Origin of the sequence: Mycobacterium sp. NPDC050041, from assembly GCF_049541695.1 — a bacterium.
GTDB lineage: Bacteria > Actinomycetota > Actinomycetes > Mycobacteriales > Mycobacteriaceae > Mycobacterium.
Map to the genome: position 1 here is coordinate 345,219 of NZ_JBMVDG010000002.1, position 15,072 is coordinate 360,290.

At 69.5% G+C, this 15,072-nt stretch carries 15 protein-coding genes; 10 read left to right on the forward strand and 5 right to left on the reverse strand.

The features are described 5' to 3' along the window. The first annotated feature begins 27 nt into the window (after positions 1-27). From ACPCHZ_RS06975 to ACPCHZ_RS06995, 5 genes are read left to right on the forward strand one after another with little or no spacing between them, the layout of a single operon-like run. Positions 28-876, forward strand: coding sequence for a sulfurtransferase (locus ACPCHZ_RS06975; RefSeq protein WP_423484079.1), 849 nt, complete (start codon positions 28-30; stop codon positions 874-876). Between the two features lie 47 nt (positions 877-923). Then, entirely contained in the window at positions 924-1,913 is a 990-nt protein-coding gene (locus ACPCHZ_RS06980; RefSeq protein ID WP_423484080.1) for a metal ABC transporter solute-binding protein, Zn/Mn family, read from the forward strand. Positions 1,914-1,917: 4 nt separating this feature from the next. Then, positions 1,918-2,685, forward strand: a complete 768-nt coding sequence (locus tag ACPCHZ_RS06985; RefSeq protein ID WP_423484081.1) for a metal ABC transporter ATP-binding protein — start codon at positions 1,918-1,920, stop codon at positions 2,683-2,685. After that, positions 2,686-3,552, forward strand: a complete 867-nt coding sequence (locus tag ACPCHZ_RS06990) for a metal ABC transporter permease (protein WP_423484082.1) — start codon at positions 2,686-2,688, stop codon at positions 3,550-3,552. It abuts the gene before it with no gap. Between the two features lie 52 nt (positions 3,553-3,604). After that, positions 3,605-4,705 carry a substrate-binding domain-containing protein gene (locus ACPCHZ_RS06995; RefSeq protein WP_423484083.1) on the forward strand — a complete coding sequence of 367 codons (1,101 nt, stop codon included), beginning with the start codon at positions 3,605-3,607 and terminating at the stop codon, positions 4,703-4,705. Here ACPCHZ_RS06995 and ACPCHZ_RS07000 read toward each other — a convergent pair. Genes ACPCHZ_RS07000 through kstR form a run of 3 tightly spaced genes read right to left on the reverse strand, consistent with a single transcriptional unit; the run spans position 4,702 to position 7,061 of the window. After that, positions 4,702-5,634: an aminoglycoside phosphotransferase family protein gene (locus ACPCHZ_RS07000; protein ID WP_423484084.1), complete on the reverse strand. Its 933-nt coding sequence runs from the start codon at positions 5,632-5,634 to the stop codon at positions 4,702-4,704. The genes ACPCHZ_RS06995 and ACPCHZ_RS07000 overlap by 4 nt on opposite strands. Before the next feature lie 43 nt (positions 5,635-5,677). After that, entirely contained in the window at positions 5,678-6,430 is a 753-nt protein-coding gene (otsB, locus tag ACPCHZ_RS07005) for a trehalose-phosphatase (RefSeq protein WP_423484669.1), read from the reverse strand. A 25-nt stretch (positions 6,431-6,455) separates the two neighbouring features. Continuing rightward, positions 6,456-7,061, reverse strand: a complete 606-nt coding sequence (gene kstR, locus ACPCHZ_RS07010; RefSeq protein ID WP_423484085.1) for a cholesterol catabolism transcriptional regulator KstR — start codon at positions 7,059-7,061, stop codon at positions 6,456-6,458. Between the two features lie 270 nt (positions 7,062-7,331). Here kstR and ACPCHZ_RS07015 point away from each other — a divergent pair, with 270 nt between their 5' ends. Beyond that, entirely contained in the window at positions 7,332-9,440 is a 2,109-nt protein-coding gene (locus ACPCHZ_RS07015; RefSeq protein WP_423484670.1) for an acyl-CoA dehydrogenase, read from the forward strand. Here ACPCHZ_RS07015 and ACPCHZ_RS07020 read toward each other — a convergent pair. Next, positions 9,437-9,973, reverse strand: coding sequence for a hypothetical protein (locus tag ACPCHZ_RS07020; protein ID WP_423484086.1), 537 nt, complete (start codon positions 9,971-9,973; stop codon positions 9,437-9,439). The genes ACPCHZ_RS07015 and ACPCHZ_RS07020 overlap by 4 nt on opposite strands. A 36-nt stretch (positions 9,974-10,009) precedes the next feature. Further along, on the reverse strand, positions 10,010-11,077 hold the full coding sequence (locus ACPCHZ_RS07025) for a 2Fe-2S iron-sulfur cluster-binding protein (RefSeq protein WP_423484087.1): 1,068 nt from the start codon (positions 11,075-11,077) through the stop codon (positions 10,010-10,012). 146 nt (positions 11,078-11,223) lie between these two features. Between ACPCHZ_RS07025 and hsaA the strand changes: the two genes are divergently transcribed. From hsaA to hsaB, 4 genes are read left to right on the forward strand one after another with little or no spacing between them, the layout of a single operon-like run. Further along, entirely contained in the window at positions 11,224-12,408 is a 1,185-nt protein-coding gene (gene hsaA / locus ACPCHZ_RS07030; protein WP_423484088.1) for a 3-hydroxy-9,10-secoandrosta-1,3,5(10)-triene-9,17-dione monooxygenase oxygenase subunit, read from the forward strand. Next, complete coding sequence (gene hsaD, locus ACPCHZ_RS07035) at positions 12,409-13,299, forward strand: 4,5:9,10-diseco-3-hydroxy-5,9,17-trioxoandrosta-1(10),2-diene-4-oate hydrolase (RefSeq protein ID WP_423484089.1); 891 nt, start codon at positions 12,409-12,411, stop codon at positions 13,297-13,299. It begins immediately after the preceding gene. Then, positions 13,296-14,198, forward strand: a complete 903-nt coding sequence (gene hsaC, locus ACPCHZ_RS07040; RefSeq protein WP_423484090.1) for an iron-dependent extradiol dioxygenase HsaC — start codon at positions 13,296-13,298, stop codon at positions 14,196-14,198. Before hsaD ends, hsaC begins: the two co-directional genes overlap by 4 nt. Before the next feature lie 34 nt (positions 14,199-14,232). Further along, entirely contained in the window at positions 14,233-14,799 is a 567-nt protein-coding gene (hsaB, locus tag ACPCHZ_RS07045; RefSeq protein WP_364976099.1) for a 3-hydroxy-9,10-secoandrosta-1,3,5(10)-triene-9,17-dione monooxygenase reductase subunit, read from the forward strand. Positions 14,800-15,072: the final 273 nt, after the last annotated feature.

Below are 15,072 nucleotides of genomic sequence, written 5' to 3' on the forward strand. Positions count from 1 at the left end.
CCAGCTTAGGGATGGCACCATCGAGTGGTGGCCCGTGCCGACGTCCTCATCACCGCCGACGAGCTGCTCGGCCTGCTCGCCGAGGGGCGGCCGGTCACCCTGCTCGACGTGCGCTGGCAGCTCACCGAACCCGACGGCCGCGACACCTACCGTCGCGGTCATCTACCGGGCGCGGTGTACGTCTCGCTCGAGGACGAGCTGTCCGACCACGGCGTCACCGGCCGGGGTCGCCATCCGTTGCCCGCCGGCCGTGCGGTCGAGTCGGCGGCACGCGGGTGGGGTGTGCGCGACGGTGTGCCGACCGTCGTCTACGACGACTGGAATCGCGCCGGTTCGGCCCGGGCGTGGTGGGTGCTGTCCGCTGCAGGCATCTCCGGCGTGCGGATCCTCGACGGCGGGCTGGCCGCGTGGCGGCAGGCGGGCGGTGCCATCGAATCGGGTCCGGTCACCCCGGCTCCCGGTGACGTCACCGTCGCGCACGACGATCTGTACGCCGGCGCGCTGCCGACGCTGACCGCCGACGACGTCGCCGGCTACGGCGGGGTGCTTCTCGACGCGCGTGCACCCGAACGCTTCCGCGGCGAGGTCGAACCCGTCGACCCGGTGGCCGGTCACATCCCGGGCGCGCGCAACGCACCGAGCACGGCCGTGCTGGACGACGCTGGCACGTTCCTGCCGACGGCGGACCTCACCCGGATGTTCGAATCACACGGCGCCACAGTCGCTCCCGGGATCGGCGTGTACTGCGGCTCCGGTGTCACCGCCGCGGTGACGATTGCGGCGTTGCGCGCCGCGGGCGTCGAGGCGGAGCTGTTCCCCGGTTCGTGGTCGCAGTGGTCGTCAGATGCCACCCGGGCGGTGGCCACCGGACACTGACGCGCAGTCGGTTCGCCACCGATAATGCAAACCGTTATCATTATCGGGTGACGACGAAGCGCGCTGCGATCCGCACGCTGGCCGCCGGTGCCCTGCTGGTCCTGCCCCTCGGGACGGCGGCCTGTGGCAACGGCAACGAACCCTCCGCCACCCCGGCGCAATCCGCCGCGCCCGAGTGCCCCACCGATCCGGTGTCGGTGGTGGTGAGCGTCGACCAGTGGGGCGACATCGTCTCCGACCTCGGCGGACAGTGTGCGAAGGTCACCACGGTGCTCGCCGGGTCGGGCGTCGATCCGCACGACTTCGAGCCCGCTCCGAAGGACGCCGCGCTGTTCGAGGACGCCCAGCTCGTGGTCGTCAACGGCGGTCACTACGACGAGTGGGCCACCAAGCTGGCCGCCGGCTCGGCGCCCGACGCGCCACTGATCGACGCGCTCGAGGCAGGCGGCGGCGAGGGCGTGCACGACGAGTCCTCGCACGGGGCCCACGCCCACGAGGACGGCGAACCGAACCCGCACGTCTGGTACAGCCCCACCGGCGTCACGGCGGTCGCCGACGCGGTCACCGCCGAGCTCGGAAAGCTCGCCCCGGACGCCATGGGCTACTTCGGCGAGCGTCGGGCCGAATTCGGTCAGTCACTCCGGGCGTACGACGAGCTGATCGCGTCGATCAAGGCCGGCGCATCCGGCAGGACCTACGCCGCCACCGAGAGCGTCTTCGACGACATGGCCACCGCCGTCGGCCTGACCGACCGCACCCCCGAGGGCTACCGGGCGGCCTCGGCGAGCGAGAGCGACCCGTCACCGGCCGACCTCGACGCGTTCCTGCGGCTGCTCGATGATCGCGGAGTGGATGTCCTGGTCTACAACGTCCAAACCGAAGGCTCTGTGCCACAGCAGATCCGGGCAGCGGCCGAAAAGTCGGGCGTGCCGGTGGTCGAGGTGACCGAGACGGTGCCCGCAGAGGCTCAGTCGTTCCAGGCGTGGCAGGTCGACCAGCTGACCGCACTCGCGAAGGCGCTCGGTGTCCCTGCCTGATCCGGTGACCGCGCAACCGGCGCTCACCTTCGAGGGCGCCGCCGTTGCCCGCGGCGGGCGCACGGTCTGGTCGCATGCCGACTTCGAGATCCCGGCGGGCGGGATCGTCGCGGTCATCGGCTCCAACGGCACCGGCAAGACCACGCTGCTGCAGGTGGTGCTCGGAGTGCTACCCCTGTCGGCGGGCCGGGTCCGGGTGCTCGGCCGCCCGCCCGGCACCGACAACGAACGCATCGGCTACGTGCCGCAGACCATCGGTTCTCACACCGGTGAGGCCATCCGGGTGCGCGACGCGGTGACGCTCGGTCTCAACGGACACCGCTGGGGTTTCGGCATCGCCAACCGTGACCAGCGCAGACGTGTCGACGAGGTGCTCGCCGCCGTCGACGCGACCGAGCTGGCCGACAAGCGGCTGTCGCAGCTCTCCGGCGGGCAGCGGCAGCGCGTCGCGCTGGCCGAGGCATTGGTGAGCGGCCCGGAGATGCTCATCCTCGACGAACCGCTGGCCTCTCTCGACCTGCGCAACCAGCGCGAGATGGTCTCACTGCTCGGCCGGATCAACGCCGAGCTGGGCGTGACCATCCTGGTCGTCGCCCACGACCTCAACCCGCTGCTGGGCGTGCTCACCGGCGCGGTCTACCTGCTCGACGGGCACCCGCACTACGACACCATCGACGGCGTCGTCGACGAGGATCTGCTCACCCACCTCTACGGCACCACGGTCGAGGTCGTGCACACTCCCCAGGGCGACCTGTACGTGCGGAGGACCTGAGTGACCACGACATTGGTGGCGTTGGGCTACCAGGAGAACTGGTGGCAGATCCTGACGTCGAGTTTCATGCGCAACGCCCTGGTCGGCGGCACGCTGGTGGCGCTGGCCGCCGGGCTCATCGGCTACTTCGTCGTCGTGCGCAACACGGCGTTCGCCGCGCACGCGCTCGCGCACATCGGTCTGCCCGGAGCCACCGGCGCCGTACTGCTCGGTCTGCCGGTGGTGCTCGGCCTCGGGGTGTTCTGTGTCGGGGGAGCGCTGGTCATCGGCGCGCTGGGGCGCCGCGCCGCCGACCGGGAGGTCGCCACCGGAACCGTGCTGGCGATGGCCACCGGTCTCGGCCTGCTATTCAACTCGCTGGCCACCCGCAACTCGAGCACCCTGACCAACGTGCTGTTCGGCAACCTGCTGGCCATCACCGATCAGCAGCTGGTCACCTTCGCCGTGCTGCTGGGGATGGTCGTGCTCAGTATCGGCGTCATCTACCGGCCGCTGCTGTTCACCTCGATCAACGCGCAGGTGGCCGACGCCCGCGGCGTCCCGGTGCGCGGGCTGTCCATCACGTTCATGGTGCTGCTGGGCCTGACCGTGACGATGGCCGTGCAGGCCGTCGGCACGCTGCTGCTGTTCGCGCTCGTCGTCACCCCCGCGGCGGCGGCGATCATGCTGACGCCGCGGCCACCGGCGGCGATCGGCGTCGCGACGCTGATCAGCCTGGTGTCGGTGTGGCTGGGGCTCGGGGTGTCGGCCATGTTCAACGCCCCGCCGAGCTTCGTCGTCATCACCATCGCCTGCACCATCTGGGCGGTGGTGTGGGCGGCGCAGCGAGGGCTGCGCTCGTCGGCGAACCGCGTACTGGTGACCTGACCTGCCCGCACCCGCCTCGCGATCGACGGTGCGTCCGCTAACCTGACACAGCATGTCCAGGAGTCCGCACCCGCGCCGGCGGGCGACCCTGGCCTCGCTGGCCGCCGAACTCAAGGTGTCGCGGACCACGATCTCCAACGCCTACAACCGCCCCGACCAGTTGTCGTCGGACCTTCGTGACCGAATCTTCGCCGCTGCCAAGCAACTCGGCTATCCCGGCCCTGATCCGGTGGCCCGCTCACTGCGCACCCGGCGGGCCGGTGCGGTGGGGTTGATGATCACCGAGCCGCTCAATTATTCGTTCAGTGATCCGGCGGCGCTCGATTTCGTTGCCGGCCTTGCCGAATCGTGCGAGGAAGCCGGACAGGGCCTGCTGCTGGTGGCCATCGGCCCCAACCGCAGCGTCGAGGACGGCTCGGCCGCGGTGCTGGCCGCGGGGGTCGACGGCTTCGTGGTGTACTCCGCCTCCGACGACGACCCGTACCTTCCGGTGGTGCAGCAGCGGCACCTGCCGGTGGTGGTGGTCGATCAGCCCAAGGACGTGCCAGGCCTGTCGCGGGTCGGCATCGACGACCGGTCGGCGATGCGCCGGCTCGCCGAACACATTGTCGGACTGGGTCATCGGGAGATCGGTCTGCTGACTATGCGGCTGGGAAGGGAGCCGCCGAACGGCAGCGTCCAGCCGGCGGTGGCCGACCCGCAGCGGTTGTCCACACCGCACTTCCACGTGCAGCGCGAACGCGTCAACGGGGTGTACGACGCCCTCGCCGCAGCCGGACTGTCACGCGAATCGGTGACCGTGGTGGAGAGTTACGAGCATCTGCCCTCCTCGGGCGGGGTCGCCGCCGAGGTGGCGCTGGCCGCCAATCCGCGACTCACCGCGTTGATGTGCACCGCCGACGTGCTGGCGCTGTCGGCGATGGATCACCTGCGCGGCCGCGGCATCTACGTGCCCGGCCAGATGACCGTGACGGGTTTCGACGGCATCCCCGACGCGCTGCGCCGCGGCCTGACCACCGTGGTGCAGCCCAGCATGGACAAGGGCCGGCGCGCGGGCAGGCTGCTGCACCACCCGGCGCGCTCGGGACTGCCGGAGGTCGAGTTGCTCGACACCGAGCTGATCCGCGGCCGGACCTCCGGCCCGCCCGCCTAATCGCGCGGTCGCGAGCGCCACTCGTCGACCGTGGGCCGCAGCGCGTCGGCGAGCATCGGCAGCTGCGGCGCCAGCGCCAGGACGGCTACCGCGGCGAGCCGGCCCGCGGCCTCGGTGAGCGCGAGCACCCGTTCATCGAGCTGCCGCATGCCGAGCCGCGCCGCGGCCGCGTCGTAGGCCGCCACTCCCTCGGCGCCGGCGAGCGCGAGATCGGATTCGACGGCCCCGAGCGTGACCAGCTCGAAGTCCGACCAGTACTCGCCCGACGGCGTGGCGATCATGTTGTAGAACGGGGCATCGCCGTGGATCGGTTGCACGTCCACGCCGGGGAATTCACGCTCGAACGCCGCGCGCGATGCGAAGACCGGCGCGATGTCGGCCCACTCTTGTTGTGCGCGAGCCACGTCGGCGGTGTCGAGCAGGTCCGGCCGCCGCTCGAGCTCGGCGAGACCCTCGGGGATGTAGGTGCTGAACTGCGTCCAGAATCCCAGTTCCGCTGCGTCGCAGTCGCGCAGCGCGGCATGCAGCCGCGCGGTCGCCTCGAAGCGCCGTGGCCATTCCGGCTCGACATCGGGTAGCTCGTCGAGATACCGCCAGAACGTCATCGAAAAGCCATCGCGCCGAACGGGTTCGCGGGCCACGAGCGGGGACGGCGGCACGACCGGATGTCCGTGGTCGGCCAGCCACCCCGCCACCGCCAGCTCCGAGCGCTGCTGCGTCGCCTGCCGGTCGGGATCGGCGGCCAGCGATCGAGGCAGCACCGTGGGGACGCGAACCACCACCGGCGCAGGCGCCAGATGGACGATCACCGAGAAGACGTCGTAGAGCACTCTCGGTTCGTCGGACCGGATTCCGAGTGCGCGGCCGGCCCAGGAGGCCGCCGCGACGGCACGGGCGGTACGCGCGGCGATGTCGTCGGGAGTCAGCATCGGCGCCAGTATGGCCGCCGAAGCGGCCGGGGTCGAACCGTTTTCAGCCGCGCCGCGCGGCCAGCAGATACCCGAGCGCCTCCGCCACATCCTCGGGTGAGTCCACCCGGAAACCCGCCAGCGACTCGCCCGGCCCGACCTTCACCCCGACATCGCCGTCGCCCATCCGGCGGAAGGCCTTCTCGTCGGTGACGTCGTCGCCGAGGAAGATCACCCCTGTCGCACCGGTCTGCTCGCGCAGGATGTCGACCGCTTCGCCCTTGTCGGTGGAGATCACCGCGAACTCCAGCACGGCCTTGCCCGCAGTGGCCTGCGCATCCCACCGGGTGGCCGCCTCCTGCGCGGCGGCCAGTGCGGCCTCACCGTCGGCCGGGCTCGCGTTGCGCACGTGCAGCGCCACGCTCGCCGGCTTGGTCTCCACGGTGACCCCCGGCCGGTCCGCGGCGATCTCGCGCAGTTCGGCGACGATCCGTGCCAGCAGGTCCTCGTCCACGTCGTGGGAAAAGCCGGTGTCGAACTCCGCGCCGTGGCTGCCCACCAGGTGTATCGCCGCGGGCATCGCCGACAGGTCGCGCAGCACCGCGAGCGCCCGCCCGGACACCAGCGCCGCGGCGGTGTCGGGGAGGTCGGCCAGCGCGGTCAGTGCCTCGGCGGAGGCGGGAAGCGCGCGAGCGGCGGACGGATCGCTGACGATCGGCGCCAGTGTCCCGTCGAAGTCGGAGACGACGAGCAGGCGGGGGGTGGCGGCGAGGCCGTCGAGCGCGCGGGTCAGGTCGGCAGGGAGCACGGGGACCATCATTCCCCGGGTCGCTTCGCTCCGCTCAGATCTTCGGGTGGTCCCCGTCGCCGATCAGCAGCCGCACCGCGAGGTCCAGCCGCTTGCTGACGTCGGTGGCCGACGCCCGGCGGGTCAACCAGGCCAGCAGGTTCGACAGCCACACGTCGGAGATGACGCGGGCGATGTGGTACTGGTCCTCGGTGGGTTCGCCGTCGCTCATCGCGCGGGCGAACATCGAGTCCATCAGCTTTCCGACGTGGTCCACCTCACCGGCGGCCGAGGCGTCGGCGAACACGAACGCACGGGTCATCGCCTCGGTCAGCAGCGGGTTGCGTTGCATGGCGCGGTTCAGCTTGCCGACCATGAAGTTCAGCCGCTGGTACGGAGTGCCGCCGGCCAGCGCGGCGCGGTCGGTCTTGGCGTCGATGCGTTCGAACTCCCGGCCCAGCGCCGAGACCAGCAGATGCACCTTCGAGGGGAAGTAGCGGTAGAGCGTGCCGACCGCGACGTCCGCGCGCTCGGCGACGGCACGCATCTGCACCGCTTCGTAGCCGCCCTTGGACGCGATGGCCAGGGTGGCGTCGAGGATGCGTTTGCGGCGCTCCCGCTGCGCTTCGGAGCCGAGTTCGGATTCCGCGAGGACCGACACGTTCATCACCTCACGCGGCCGCGAGTCCGAGCCCGAAGATTGTGCTGGCGACGACATGCAGCGGAAAACCCCTTCATCTTGCGTATCCACCTGAAACGATACGCATGCCCAACCCCATTTTCTCACCTCAGTGTCGCTTCGGCAGCGACCTGTCCTGCTGTGATGCCGGTCGACTTGACGGTCGAACGCTGGCACCATTAGAACACGTTCTAGTGAGAAGTGAGTCCTTCTCGCCCTAGGCTAGGAGGCCGGTAGATGACCCAGTCGGTCATGTCGGGGTCGGAGTCCGGTACCGACGAGCAGTTCGCTGCCCGTGAGCTGGTACGGAGCTGGGCCGCCGGCTCGAATGCGGTGGGCGCGGCCCGTGATGTGGAGCAGGGTGACCGCGACGCCTGGAAGGTGCCGTACGCGGGCCTGGCGGAACTAGGCATCTTCGGTGTCGCGGTCGACGAAGACCTCGGCGGCGCCGGCGGCACGATCGCCGATCTGTGCGCGATGGTCGACGAGGCGGCGGCCGCCCTGGTGCCGGGACCGATCGCCACGACCGCGCTGGCGACACTCGTCGCCCCCGGTGAGTGGCTCGAGGCGCTGATGTCGGGCGAACGCACCGCGGGCGTCGCGCTGGACGCCGACGTGCGGGTGGAGGGGAGTCTGATCTCCGGTACCGCAGGCCACGTGCTCGGCGCCGATCCGGCCGGTCTACTGCTGCTCACCGCGGGCGATCAGGTGCTGCTGATCGACGCCGCCGCGGACGGTGTGACGGTGGAACCGCTGACGCCGACGGATTTCTCCCGTCCGCTGGCGCGGGTGGTGCTCGACGGCGCCTCCGCCACCGAACTGCCGGTATCCGCGCGGCGGTTCGCCGACCTGGCCGCGACGGTGCTGGCGGCCGAGACCGCAGGCCTGGCCCGGTGGCTGCTGCGCACCGCGACCGACTACGCCAAGGTGCGCGAGCAGTTCGGCAAGCCGATCGGCAGCTTCCAGGCCATCAAGCACATGTGCGCCGAGATGCTGTTGCGTTCGGAGCAGGCGTCGGTGGCCGCGGCGGACGCTGCCCGGGCCGCGGCCGAGGCCGACGACGACCAGCTGTCGATCGCCGCGGCGGTGGCGGCCGCCACGGGTATCGAGGCGGCGAAGGCCAACGCCAAGGACGGCATCCAGGTGCTGGGTGGCATCGGCATCACCTGGGAACACGATGCGCACCTGTATCTGCGTCGGGCGTACGGCATCTCGCAGTTCCTCGGCGGCCGGCAACGCTGGTTGCGGCGCGTCGCGACCCTCACCCAGCAGGGCGTCCGGCGCCGGCTGCGGATCGATCTCGACTCGGTCGAGCATCTGCGCGCCGAGATCGCCTCCGCCGTCGCGGACGTCGCCGCGCTGCCGGAGGACCGGCGCCAGGCCGCGCTCGCCGAGGCCGGCCTCCAGGCGCCGCACTGGCCGCCGCCGCACGGGCGCGGGGCCGGTCCGGCCGAACAGCTGCTGATCGATCAGGAACTGGCCGCGGCCGGGGTCGACCGGCCCGACCTGGTGATCGGCTGGTGGGCGGCCCCGACGATCCTCGAGCACGGCACGCGGGAGCAGATCGAGCGGTTCGTGCCGCCGACGCTCAGTGGCGAGCTGATCTGGTGCCAGTTGTTCTCCGAACCTGGCGCCGGCTCCGACCTCGCCGCGCTGCGCACCAAAGCCGTTCGCGCCGAGGGTGGTTGGAAGTTGACGGGGCAGAAGGTGTGGACATCCTCGGCGCACCGGGCGCAGTGGGGTGTCTGCCTGGCGCGCACCGATCCCGATGCTCCGAAGCACAAGGGCATCACGTACTTCCTCGTCGACATGGCCTCGCCCGGCATCGTGATCCGGCCGCTGCGCGAGATCACCGGCGACGAACTCTTCAACGAGGTGTTCTTCGACGACGTGTTCGTGCCCGACGAGATGGTGGTCGGCTCGGTCAACGAAGGCTGGCGGCTGGCGCGCACCACGCTCGCCAACGAGCGGGTGGCGATGGCCGCGGGCACCGCGCTGGGCAACCCGATGGAGGAGTTGCTGCGCACGGCAGGCGAACTCGAGCTCGACGTCGCCGAGCAGGACCGTCTCGGAACCGTCATCCTGTCCGCTCAGATCGGCGCTCTGCTCGATCAGAGGATCGCCCAGCTCGCGGTGGGCGGTCAGGATCCCGGTGCGCAGTCCAGTGTCCGCAAGCTGATCGGGGTGCGGCACCGGCAGGCGCTGGCGGAGTTCAAGATGGATCTGTCGGAGGGCGCAGGCGCCGTGCACAGCCCGCAGGTGTTCGAGTTCCTCAACACCCGCTGCCTGACCATTGCGGGCGGCACCGAACAGATCTTGCTGACACTGGCCGGTGAGCGCCTGTTGGGCTTGCCGCGCTAGTTGAACGAGGCCTGCGCGCAGGCGTCCGGCGACGTCAAGTTGACGCCTGCGTACACGACTTGGATGTGGGCGCACACGATCAGCGGGACGTCGTTCCTGTGCTGTCCCGTTCGCCAGTCCGTGGGCCAGGTGTTGCCCTGCAGAGTGAACTTCTCGGGCGGCCCGCCGCCGAAGTAAACCGTCGACATCTCGACGTAAGTCTGCGACTTGAACAGCCGGGTATTCGGCCCGACGAATTGAGTCTCGACCCAGACCCCGCGGTCCATGGTCCGCACCGTGGTGGTCTGCCGGCCGTACACGTCGCCGGGAAACCCGATCACACCCTCGGGGGTGCGCAGGTTGGCGGCAGTGTTCCACAGGCAGTTCGATTCGGCCGCAATGCAGTTCGCGGTGACGTGCATCTCGAGCGTGGTGGTGGGATTCACCGGAATAGAGGAGTGGGCCGTGTCGATCGCAGCGGATGCGGCCGGACTATGTGCGATGAACATCAACGCCGACATCCCCGCCAGCCAGCCTGTCAATCGCTTGGTCACGTTGTTCCCTTCGGTGCGACGGATGATAGCCCTTCGCTACTCGTCGTAAGTGACTTCAACCGATTCCGACCGCGGCAGCGCCTGGCATCCCAGGATCAGGCCCTCGTCGAGGTCGGTCTGCTCGAGCACGTCGTTGATCGGCATCTCGACGTCCCCGCTCTTCTTGAGCACCGCGCAGGCGCCGCAGTGACCCTCGCGGCAGGAGAACGGCGCGTCGAGTCCCTTGTCGAGCAGGACGTCGAGCAGCTTGGCGTTGCGCGGCCACGTCACCTCGTGGGTGGCGCCGTCGAGTGTCACCACGGCGGTGGCGGGGCCCTCGTCGCTGTCGTCCTCCTCGATCACCACCGCGGCGAACGGGTCGGACTCGAGCGACTTGAACACTTCGAGGTGGATGCGGTTGTCGGCGGTACCCGCGCTGCGCAGCGCCTTCTCCGCGGCGGTCATGAATGGTCCTGGGCCGCAGATGTACGCGTCGTGGCCGGCGTACGGGGCGATGAGGCCGGACAGCGCGGCCGGGTCGGGCAGGCCCTGCACCGTCTCGAGCCAGTGCACGACGCTCAACCGGTCGGGGTACTGCGCCGCCAGGTCGCGCAGCGCGCCGCCGAAGATCACCGAATTCTCGTCGCGGTTGGCGTAGAGCATGACCACCTTGCCGTTGCCCTCCACCAGCGCCGACTTCAGGATCGCCAGCATCGGGGTGATCCCGCTGCCCGCGGCGAGCAGCAGGAAGTCGCCGTCCAGCGTCTTGGGCACGAACGTGCCCGACGGCGCGAGCACGTGCAGTCTCATACCGGGATGCGCGTGGTCGCACAGCCAGTTCGAGGCGTAGCCGTCGGCGGTGCGCTTCACCGTCACGGTCAGCGGATCATCGGTGAACGGCGAACTGCACAGCGAGTAGCAGCGGGCGACCGAACCGGTGCGGTCGCTGGGTACCCGCAGGGTCAGGAACTGCCCGGGTGCGTACCGCAGCCGCTCGGCGGGGATCTCCGGGTCACCGGGCCCGTCGGGCACCTTGAACACCAACGAACGCGCGTCGGCGGTCTCCTCGATCACGTCGGCCACTTCGAGCTCGAGCACGTGGCTGCCGAGCGGCTCGTCCGTCACGTCGCCTCAACCCTTCCGTCGCGTAGAATTAGAACAGGTTACAGAAATGCATGTGCGCAGGTCCAGCCGCCACAGGAATACGCTGCTCGACACAAATCGTAACGTGTTCTAATCTTTGTCCAGCCCTACTTCCGGGAGGCACTCCAGTGACGTCCATTGAACAGCGTGACGTGCAGTCGGTCCTAGCCGGCATCGACGATCTGCTGCCGCTGATCGCCAAGCGCGCCCAGTCCGCCGAGGAACTGCGGCGCCTCCCCGACGAGACGATCAACGAACTCGACGAGGTCGGCTTCTTCAAGCTGCTGCAGCCCGAGCAGTGGGGCGGCCTGCAGTGCGATCCCACCGCCTTCTACGAGGCTGTCCGGCGGATCGCCAGCGCGTGCGGGTCCACCGGCTGGGTGAGCTCGATCATCGGCGTGCACAACTGGCATCTGGCGCTGTTCGACCAGCAGGCCCAGGACGAGGTGTGGGGCAGCGACCCGACGGTCCGGGTGTCCTCGTCCTACGCCCCGATGGGCGCGGGCACCGTCGTCGACGGCGGCTACCTGGTCAGCGGCGCATGGCAGTGGTCGTCCGGCTGTGACCACGCCACCTGGGCGTTCCTCGGTGGCCCGGTGATCAAGGACGGCAGGCCGGTCGACTTCGGCAGCTTCCTGATCCCGCGCAGTGACTACCGCATCGACGACGTCTGGAACGTGGTGGGGCTGAAGGGCACCGGCAGCAACACGGTGGTCGTCAAGGACGTCTTCGTCCCGCGCCACCGGTTCCTGTCCTACCGTGCGATGAACGACGGCACCGCGGGCGGCTACGAGAACAACACCGCGCCGGTCTACAAGATGCCATGGGGCACCATGCATCCCACCACCATCAGTGCGCCGATCATGGGAATGGCCTACGGCGCCTACGACGCCCACGTCGAGCATCAGGGCAAGCGGGTGCGCGCGGCGTTCGCGGGCGAGAAGTCGAAGGACGACCCGTTCGCCAAGATCCGGATCGCGGAGGCCGCCAGCGACATCGACGCCGGCTGGCGTCAGCTGATCGGCAACGTCCGCGACGAGTACCAGCTGCTGCAGGCCGGCCAGGAGATCCCGTTCGAGCTGCGCGCCAGGGCCCGCCGCGACCAGGTGCGGGCCACCGCCCGCGCCATCGCCTCGATCGACCTCCTCTTCGAGGCCTCGGGTGCCACCGCGCTCAACCTCGACCAGCCCGTGCAGCGATTCTGGCGCGACGCGCACGCCGGCCGGGTGCACGCCGCCAACGAGCCCGAGCGGGCCTACCTGATCTTCGGCAACGACGCGTTCGGGCTGCCGCCGCAGGACACGATGGTCTAAATGACGTCGTACATCAAACAGGTCGAGACGCAGGCCGAGGTCACCTTCGAGTCGACGTCGCGGTACGCGCAGGTGGCCGACGACATGAAGCTGCACTACCACGAGGCGGGCGTCGGCAACGGCGAGACGATCGTGCTGCTGCACGGCGGCGGTCCCGGCGCGTCCAGCTGGTCGAACTTCGGCCGCAACATCGCGGTGCTGGCCAGGCACTTCCACGTCCTCGCCGTCGACCAGCCGGGGTACGGCCACTCGAGCAAGCACACCGAACACGAGCAGTACAACCGATACAGTGCGAACGCACTGCTCGGCCTGTTCGACCACCTCGGCATCGAACGCGCAGCGCTGGTGGGCAACTCGCTCGGCGGCGGTACCGCCGTGCGCTTCGCGCTGGACAACCCGAAGCGGGCAGGCCGGCTGGTGCTGATGGGCCCCGGCGGTCTGAGCGTCAACCTGTTCGCTCCCGATCCCACCGAGGGCGTCAAGCTGCTGGGCCGCTTCACCGCAGACCCCACCCGCGAGAACATGGAGCGCTTCCTGCGCATCATGGTCTTCGATCAGAAGATGGTGACGCCCGAACTGGTCGACGAGCGGTTCGCCATCGCCAGCCAGCCGGAGTCACTGGCCGCAGCGCGGGCGATGGGGAAGTCCTTCGCCGGCGCCGACTTCGAGCTCGGCATGATGTGGCGCGAGGTGTACAAGCTGCGGCAGCCGGTCCTGCTGATCTGGGGCCGGGAGGACCGCGTCAACCCGCTCGACGGAGCCCTGGTGGCGCTCAAGCAGATCCCCCGCGTGCAGTTGCACGTCTTCGGACAGTGCGGCCACTGGGCGCAGCTCGAGAAATTCGACGAGTTCAACAAGCTCACCATCGACTTCCTGGGAGGTACACGATGAGCATTCGTTCTCTGGGGTACCTGCGCATCGAGAGCGCCGACGTCGGCGCCTGGCGCGAGTACGCACTCAAGGTCCTCGGCATGGTCGAGGGCAAGGGTGCCACCGAGGGCGCCCTCTACCTGCGGATGGACGAGTTCCCTGCCCGCCTGATCATCGTTCCCGGCGAGCAGGACCGGCTGCTGGAGTCGGGTTGGGAGACCGCGAACGCGGCTGCGCTGCAGGAGATCCGCAACCGGCTCGACATCGAGGGCACGCCGTACAAGGAAGCCACGGCCGCCGAACTCGCCGACCGTCGCGTCGACCAGATGATCGTCTTCGACGACCCGTCGGGCAACACCCTCGAGGTGTTCCACGGGGTCGCGCTGGAGCATCGTCGTGTCGTGAGCCCCTACGGCCACAAGTTCGTCACCGAGGAGCAGGGGCTCGGCCACGTGGTGCTGACCACCCGCGACGACGCCGAGACGCTGCACTTCTACCGGGATGTACTCGGCTTCCACCTGCGCGACTCGATGCGACTGCCACCCCAACTGGTGGGCCGTCCCGCCGACGGCGCGCCGGCGTGGCTGCGGTTCCTCGGCGTGAACCCACGGCACCACAGCCTGGCGTTCATGCCCGGCGAGACACCCAGCGGGATCGTGCACCTGATGGTCGAGGTCGAGAACGCCGACGACGTGGGCCTGTGCCTGGATCGCGCGCTGCGGCGCAAGGTCAAGATGTCGGCGACCCTCGGCAGGCACGTCAACGACAAGATGCTGTCGTTCTACATGAAGACCCCCGGCGGCTTCGACGTCGAGTTCGGTTGCGAGGGGCTCGAAGTGGAGGACGACGACAGCTGGATCGCTCGCGAGAGCACCGCGGTCAGTCTGTGGGGGCACGACTTCAGCGTCGGCTTCAAGTAGCGATGAGCGCTTGCGCGAAGAGCCGAGGTCTGTGATGGCGGCCGAGCCCATCGATCCACGCACGTTCCGTCATGTGCTGGGCCAGTTCTGCACCGGCATAACGATCATCACGACGGTGCATGAGGACGAGCCGATCGGCTTCGCGTGCCAGTCCTTCGCGGCGCTGTCGCTCGACCCGCCGCTGGTGCTGTTCTGCCCCACGAAGGTGTCGCGGTCCTGGCAGGCGATCGAGGCCAGCGGGAAGTTCTGCGTGAACGTGCTGCACGAGAAGCAGAAGGACGTCTCGGCGCGGTTCGGGTCGAAGACCCCGGACAAGTTCGCCGGGATCGACTGGCGGCTGTCCAAACTCGGCTCGCCGGTGATCGACGGCACGCTCGCGCACATTGACTGCACCGTGGCTTCGGTGCACGACGGTGGCGATCACTTCGTGGTGTTCGGCGCGGTGCACTCGCTGTCCGAGGTGCCGAAGAAGAAGCCACGGCCGCTGCTGTTCTACCGCGGCGAGTACACCGGCATCGAGCCCGACAAGAACTCGCCGGCGCAGTGGCGCGACGACCTCGAGGCGTTCCTCACCGCGACCACGCCCGACACCTGGCTCTAGCCCGCACCCGATTTTCGCGAGCGTGCGTGTCTGTCGGCGACACGCCGCGCGGATTCCAGCGATTGTGCACGCTCGCACAGTGCTGACGCTGCGCGTCGGCAAAGGCGTGCGGCGGACGGACTCTGTTGTGTCAGCAAACGAATGCCCGATCGGGTAGCCGGTCCTCCTGCGCCGTTGCCCCGCGGACGCCGAGACGTAACCGCGGCGTCATGCATGTGCCGGTGCGCGGGCGAAGCGCCCTGGCCCGCGCCGGGTCGTTTGCATACTGGACTC

Bases quoted from the DNA above. Each gene is read 5' to 3' on its own strand.
- ACPCHZ_RS06995 (WP_423484083.1), top strand. From the start codon at position 3,605: ATGTCCAGGAGTCCGCACCCGCGCCGGCGGGCGACCCTGGCCTCGCTG.
- ACPCHZ_RS07000 (WP_423484084.1), bottom strand. From the start codon at position 5,634: ATGCTGACTCCCGACGACATCGCCGCGCGTACCGCCCGTGCCGTCGCG.
- otsB (WP_423484669.1), bottom strand. From the start codon at position 6,430: ATGGTCCCCGTGCTCCCTGCCGACCTGACCCGCGCGCTCGACGGCCTC.
- ACPCHZ_RS07015 (WP_423484670.1), top strand. From the start codon at position 7,332: ATGTCGGGGTCGGAGTCCGGTACCGACGAGCAGTTCGCTGCCCGTGAG.
- hsaD (WP_423484089.1), top strand. From the start codon at position 12,409: ATGACGTCGTACATCAAACAGGTCGAGACGCAGGCCGAGGTCACCTTC.
- hsaC (WP_423484090.1), top strand. From the start codon at position 13,296: ATGAGCATTCGTTCTCTGGGGTACCTGCGCATCGAGAGCGCCGACGTC.
- hsaB (WP_364976099.1), top strand. From the start codon at position 14,233: ATGGCGGCCGAGCCCATCGATCCACGCACGTTCCGTCATGTGCTGGGC.